Below are 5,073 nucleotides of genomic sequence, written 5' to 3' on the forward strand. Positions count from 1 at the left end.
GGTGCGATCGCGTCCAGGCCCGGGGTCGGCGGCGGGGCCGACGCCGCGACCGCGGCCGGGTCCGGCGGGTAGCGGAACCGCAGCCGGTAGACGACGTCGCCCCGCGCGCAGGCCGCCGTCGGCGCGGCGACCAGCTCGAAGGCGTAGCGCCGCCGCGCGGTGGCGACGGTCATGTTGCTGCGGGTGCTGCGCTGGGCCGGCTTGACGAACAGCAGGTCGCCGCTGCGGTTCGGCGTCACCAGCCACTGGGACGCCTCGCCCAGGCCGACGTTCTCGATCGGATCGCCAGCCTCGAATTCGATCATCGTCTGGTAGCCGAAGCAGCCGTCGACGCGCACCACGGCAGCGTCGTCGAAGTCGACCACGCGCACGCGCGGGTCCGCTTCGGCCAAGGCCGGGCCGGCGACGAGCAGGCTCAGAAGCAGCGGGCGGACGAGGTTCATGATCCAGGCGCTCCGGTAAGCACGCGCGCGGCCGTCGTCGGCCGGAAGCTGCGTCCCAGGCCCTCGGTGCGGCGGGCCGACGACGACGGGGCCGCGCCGCCCTCCCGGACCACGGCACGGACAATCTCGACACGGGCCGGGGCCGACGACGGCTCCCGGGACACGGCGGTCACCAGGGCGGACAGCCGCGCGCTCGCGGAGGCGTCGGCACCGCCGGCGTCCGCCACGGCCGGGACAGGCGCAGGCGTGGGCCGAGCCTCGGTGGACACCGACGCGGCCCTCCCCGCCCCGCTCCGCCCACGCAGCCTCCAGCCACGGGTCAGGTTGAGGGCGGCCCAGGCGAGGGCGATCAGCACGCCCGCATAGATCAGGGCGGCGACCAGCAGGGCGACCAGCGGGCGCATCTCCTGGGCGGCGGCCAGCGGGTCCTCGGCGATCGACTGGATCAGCGGGCCCATCAGGTTCAGGGCGCCGAAGCCGCCGAGCACGACCAGCATCGGCGCGAAGGCGAAGCCCAGCGCGGTCCGCAGCCATCCCTCGAACAGCGGCCGCGTGCCCGAAAACAAGCCCAGCACCACGAACACCGGCCCGATCGCCAGCAGCACGGCCAGCACCACGCGCGCGACGACCAGCAGGCCGAGGGTGGACAGCAGCAGCACCATCGCGGCGGACCAGACCAGCCGGCTCGCGCCCTGCAGGTCCGCGCCCTGGCCGGCGTTGAGCGCGCGGCCGATCTCGACGACGCCCTCGAACAGGCCGTCCAGCCGCACGGCGAAGGCCTGGGCCGCGCCGCCGCGCGCGCCCGCCAGCGCCGAGGCCAGCTCGTCGGGGCCGCCGGTCAGCAGGCCGTAGACCACCGCCTGATAGGCGGGCCAGGCGGTGGCGAAGGTCAGGACCAGGGCCAGCGCCGTCACCTTCGGCGTCATGGCCGGCAGGCTCAGGCGGGTCCGTCCAGTGATCAGGCCATAGCCGATCCAGGCGACGAACACGGTCAGCAGGGCGGTCAGCACGCCGCTGAAGGCGCCGCTCGCGCCGAACAGCCGCGCATAGCTGGTCGCCACCGCGCCGTTCAGCTGGCAGTCGACCGCGGCCAGGGCCGAAGCGACGGTCTGGTCGGCTTGCGAAGACAGGGCCAGGCAGCTCACGACACGGCCCTCAGCGTCTGAGGCTGCGGTTCGGGCGCGTCACCGGGCCAGGGCGTGCCGATCAGCTCCGGCCACCAGCCGGCCGGGTGGTCGCCGAGGCGCCGGCGCAGCTCGTCGAGCCTGCGCACCGTCGCCTCGCGGCCGGACAGCAGGGTGATCAGCTCGGGCGCCCAGGACAGGTCCAGCCGCACCACCACGGAGTGGTTGGCCTGCTTGACCAGGAAGGCGCGGGCGTGCGCCGGAAGGGCCTGGACGATCGACAGCTCGTGCGCAGTCAGGCCGAACCCCTCGCAGTAGTCCGCCGCCTGCGCGCGCGGATTGGGCATGAAGATCTGGGTGGCGGCCTGCTCGATGACGGCGGAGGACACCCGGCTCTCCAGCGCGTCGCGGGCGCTCTGGGTGGCGAAGCCGACCAGGCCGTTGCGCTTGCGCAGAGTCTTCATCCAGTCGCGCAGGCGGGCGGAGAACACCTCGTCGTCGAGCGCCTTCCAGCCCTCGTCCACCAGGATGACGGTGGGGCGGCCGTCCAGCCGCTCCTCGACCCGATGAAACAGGTACATCATGGTCGGCGTGCGCTGGACCGGGTGATCCAGCAGCTCGGTCATGTCGAAGCCGAGCGTCGCCGACGACAGCTCCAGCTGGTCCACCGGATTGTCGAACAGCCAGGCCAGTTCGCCGCGCCCGCACCACGGGGCCAGGCGCGAGGCCAGGTCGCCGCGCTCGGGCCGGCGACGGCCGCCCAGCAGTTCGCGGAAGAAGCTCAGCCCGCGGTGCTCGGGGTCCTGCTCGTAGTTGGCCTCGACCGCGTCGGCCAGCACCGCCTCTTCCTCGACGTCCAGGCTTTGGCCCGGCTTGCAGACGAGCCGGCCCAGCCAGTCGCGCAGGAAGGCCCGGTTCGCCGGCGTGTCCGGCAGCTGCAGCGGGTTGAAGCCGGTCGACAGGCCTGAGCGCAGCAGGGCGTAGCGCCCGCCGATCGCCCGCACGAAGATCTCCGCCCCGCGATCCTTGTCGAACACCACCGTGCGGGGACGCGCCTTCTGGGCCTGGGCGGCCAGGAAGTTCAGCACCACGGTCTTGCCCGACCCCGACGGGCCGATGACCGTGAAGTTGCCGAGATCGCCGTCGTGGAAGTTGAAGAAGTAGGGCGTCGCCGCGGTCGTCTCCAGGGCGGTGACCGCCGGCCCCCAGTGGTTGTCCGAGCGCTCTCCCAGCGGGAAGCCGTGCAGCGAAGCCAGGCCCGCGAAGGCGCCGGTCGAGACCATGGCGCGGCGCGCGCAGTAGGCTTCGTTGCCCGGAAACTGGCCCCAGAACGCCGGCTCCAGCGCGAGGTCCTCGCGGACCGCGACCGCGCCGAGATCGGCCAGCACCGCCACGCATTCGGCGGCGGCCCGGTCGAGCTCTTCCAGCGAGGGCGCGCGGACGGCCAGCATCAGGTGGTGCTCGCCCAGCGCCGCGCGGCCTGACGCCACCGCGTCCTTGGCCTCGACCAGGCCCTGGCGCAGCGACTGGCTGTCGTCGTCGGCCGCCCGGAACCTGCGCAGGGCGGTGGAGACGCGCTCCAGACCGATCTGCCGGTCGGCGAAGGCGAAGCCCTCGGACAGGGTCATCTCGTAGGGCAGCCGCAGCAGCGGATCGAGCATGCCGGGCGTGGCGTGCGGCGGGTACTCCTTGAACGACAGGATGGCCGTGAAGTCCCGCTCGCCGGCCGGGCCCTGGCGCTCGACCGCGTCCAGGCCGAAGCTGACGCGGCGATAGGGGATGTGGCGGCCGACATCGCCGACCGGCGCCAGCATCGGCCGCAGCTCGCCGTTGAACAGGGCCGACAGGAACTCCAGTGGTTCGGAGCACACGCCCGCGCGGGTCCTGTAGGCGCCCAGCACCCGCGGACCGTAGGGCTGGAGCGCAGCCGAAAGCGCCTCGCGCGCGGCGTCCAGCTCGCGGAGCTCGCGGGCCAGGGTCGCCGCCCGAGCCTCGGCGTTGACCCGCCGGGCGATCTGGTCGGCCAGCCGCTCGGCCACGCCGATCTTGCCCTTCGGCGGGCGCCTCACGACGGTTACGAACAGCTCGTTCAGGAACAGGCGCCGCGAGGCCAGGCGCTCGCGCTGGCGGCGGTCGATCTCGGCGCTGACCGGATCGTCGAACTCGCCCTCGACGTCCACTTCGACCCGGCGGCGGATCAGATGGTGGTGCACCACGTAACGCGAGCTGGCGATGGCGCGCAGGGCGGCGTCACGCATGGCCAGCTTGTGGTTCAGCTCGGCGGCGTCGGCGGTCTCGAAGGCGAAGCCGGTCAGATGCAGGCACTGCATCAGCCCGCCGTCGCGCAGGATCACCGTGCGCTCGTCGGCGAGCCCGACGTAGGGCAGACGGTCGCCGGCCGCCTGCTCCTTGCGCGCGAACGCCGCGTAATCACGAAGCTTCATCGCTCAGGGCCGGTAGCTGTTGCAGCGCCAGAAGCGCCAGTTCGGCACCCGCGGACAGCGGCTGACCCGCGTGATCCACAGCTCGAAGACGCGCGGCTCGCGCAGGCAGGCGAGGTAGCCGATCGCGTGCAGCAGCGCGCAGACCGCCAGCGCCCAGGGCGAGCGCGTGATCAGGAAGGCTTCGGTCGTGACCACGCCGTTGATCACGAAATAGCTGTAGGTCACGCCGGCGAACATCTGCGGCCGGGTCAGGGCCCGATGGATCGGGATGCGCGTCAGCTCGGACATCGCTCAGGCGCCGCGGGCCGCCGCCTGGATGCCGGCGACGATGGTGGCCGCGCCGAACAGCACGAAGCAGCCGAGAATGACCGTCGCGCCGGTCTTCCAGCGCATGCGCCCGGTCAGCATCATGAAGCCGACCATGGCCACGGCGATCACGGCGACGGCGGTGGCGACATTGCCGAGCAGGGTGTTCTGCACCCAGGTGACGGCGCCGAGGATGGGCCCCGAGCCCGCCGGATCGGCGGCCTGGGCGGCGGCGACGCCGGGCGGCGCGGCGGCGAGAACGGCCGTCGCCAGGGACGTGAAGGTGCGGCTCATCGGGTCTCTCCCTGCGCGGCTGCGGCGAGGCGTTCGAGGTTGGCGGCCACGTAGGCGCGCGTCTCCGCGAAGGGCGGCACGCCCCCATGCCGGCGGACCCGGCCGGGGCCGGCGTTGTAGGCGGCGAGCGCGCGCTCGAGGTCGCCGTCGAAGGCGTCGAGCTGGGCGCGCAGGTAGGCCGCCCCGCCCAGGATGTTCTGGCCCGGATCGCGCGGATCGACGCCGAGCGCGCGGGCGGTGGCCGGCATCAGCTGCATGACCCCGATCGCCCCGACCGGAGACACCGCCTCCGCGTCGTAGCCGGACTCCGACCGGGCCACCGCGTCGAGCAGCTGGGGGCTCAGGTCGTAGCGGCGCGCCGCCGCCTCCACCGCCTGGCGGTAGCGCGCGGGCGGCGCGGGAACGGCGCCCCGCGAGGCGGGCGCGGGCGCGGCTTCCCAGCCGGGACCGACCCGGGTGAGC

At 73.6% G+C, this 5,073-nt stretch carries 6 protein-coding genes; all 6 read right to left on the reverse strand.

Translation table 11 applies throughout. The features are described from left to right. Positions 1–443 (reverse strand): TrbG/VirB9 family P-type conjugative transfer protein (locus G3573_RS19795; protein ID WP_163263397.1); only part of this gene is annotated, 443 nt, incomplete at its 3' end. Next, on the reverse strand, positions 440–1,588 hold the full coding sequence (locus tag G3573_RS19800; RefSeq protein WP_163263398.1) for a type IV secretion system protein: 1,149 nt from the start codon (positions 1,586–1,588) through the stop codon (positions 440–442). The genes G3573_RS19795 and G3573_RS19800, both read right to left, overlap by 4 nt. Beyond that, positions 1,585–4,011 (reverse strand): VirB4 family type IV secretion system protein, encoded by a 2,427-nt coding sequence (locus tag G3573_RS19805; RefSeq protein WP_163263399.1) that lies wholly within the window; start codon positions 4,009–4,011, stop codon positions 1,585–1,587. The genes G3573_RS19800 and G3573_RS19805 overlap by 4 nt, the downstream gene beginning before the upstream one ends. 3 nt (positions 4,012–4,014) lie before the next feature. Beyond that, positions 4,015–4,299 carry a type IV secretion system protein VirB3 gene (locus G3573_RS19810; protein WP_163263400.1) on the reverse strand — a complete coding sequence of 95 codons (285 nt, stop codon included), beginning with the start codon at positions 4,297–4,299 and terminating at the stop codon, positions 4,015–4,017. A gap of 3 nt (positions 4,300–4,302) precedes the next feature. After that, complete coding sequence (locus G3573_RS19815; protein ID WP_163263401.1) at positions 4,303–4,611, reverse strand: TrbC/VirB2 family protein; 309 nt, start codon at positions 4,609–4,611, stop codon at positions 4,303–4,305. Further along, the coding region (locus G3573_RS19820) for a lytic transglycosylase domain-containing protein (RefSeq protein WP_163263402.1) at positions 4,608–5,073 on the reverse strand (466 nt) is incomplete at its 5' end. The genes G3573_RS19815 and G3573_RS19820, both read right to left, overlap by 4 nt.

The sequence above is a fragment of the Caulobacter sp. 17J65-9 genome, from assembly GCF_010975005.1.
Taxonomy (GTDB): Bacteria; Pseudomonadota; Alphaproteobacteria; order Caulobacterales; family Caulobacteraceae; genus 17J80-11.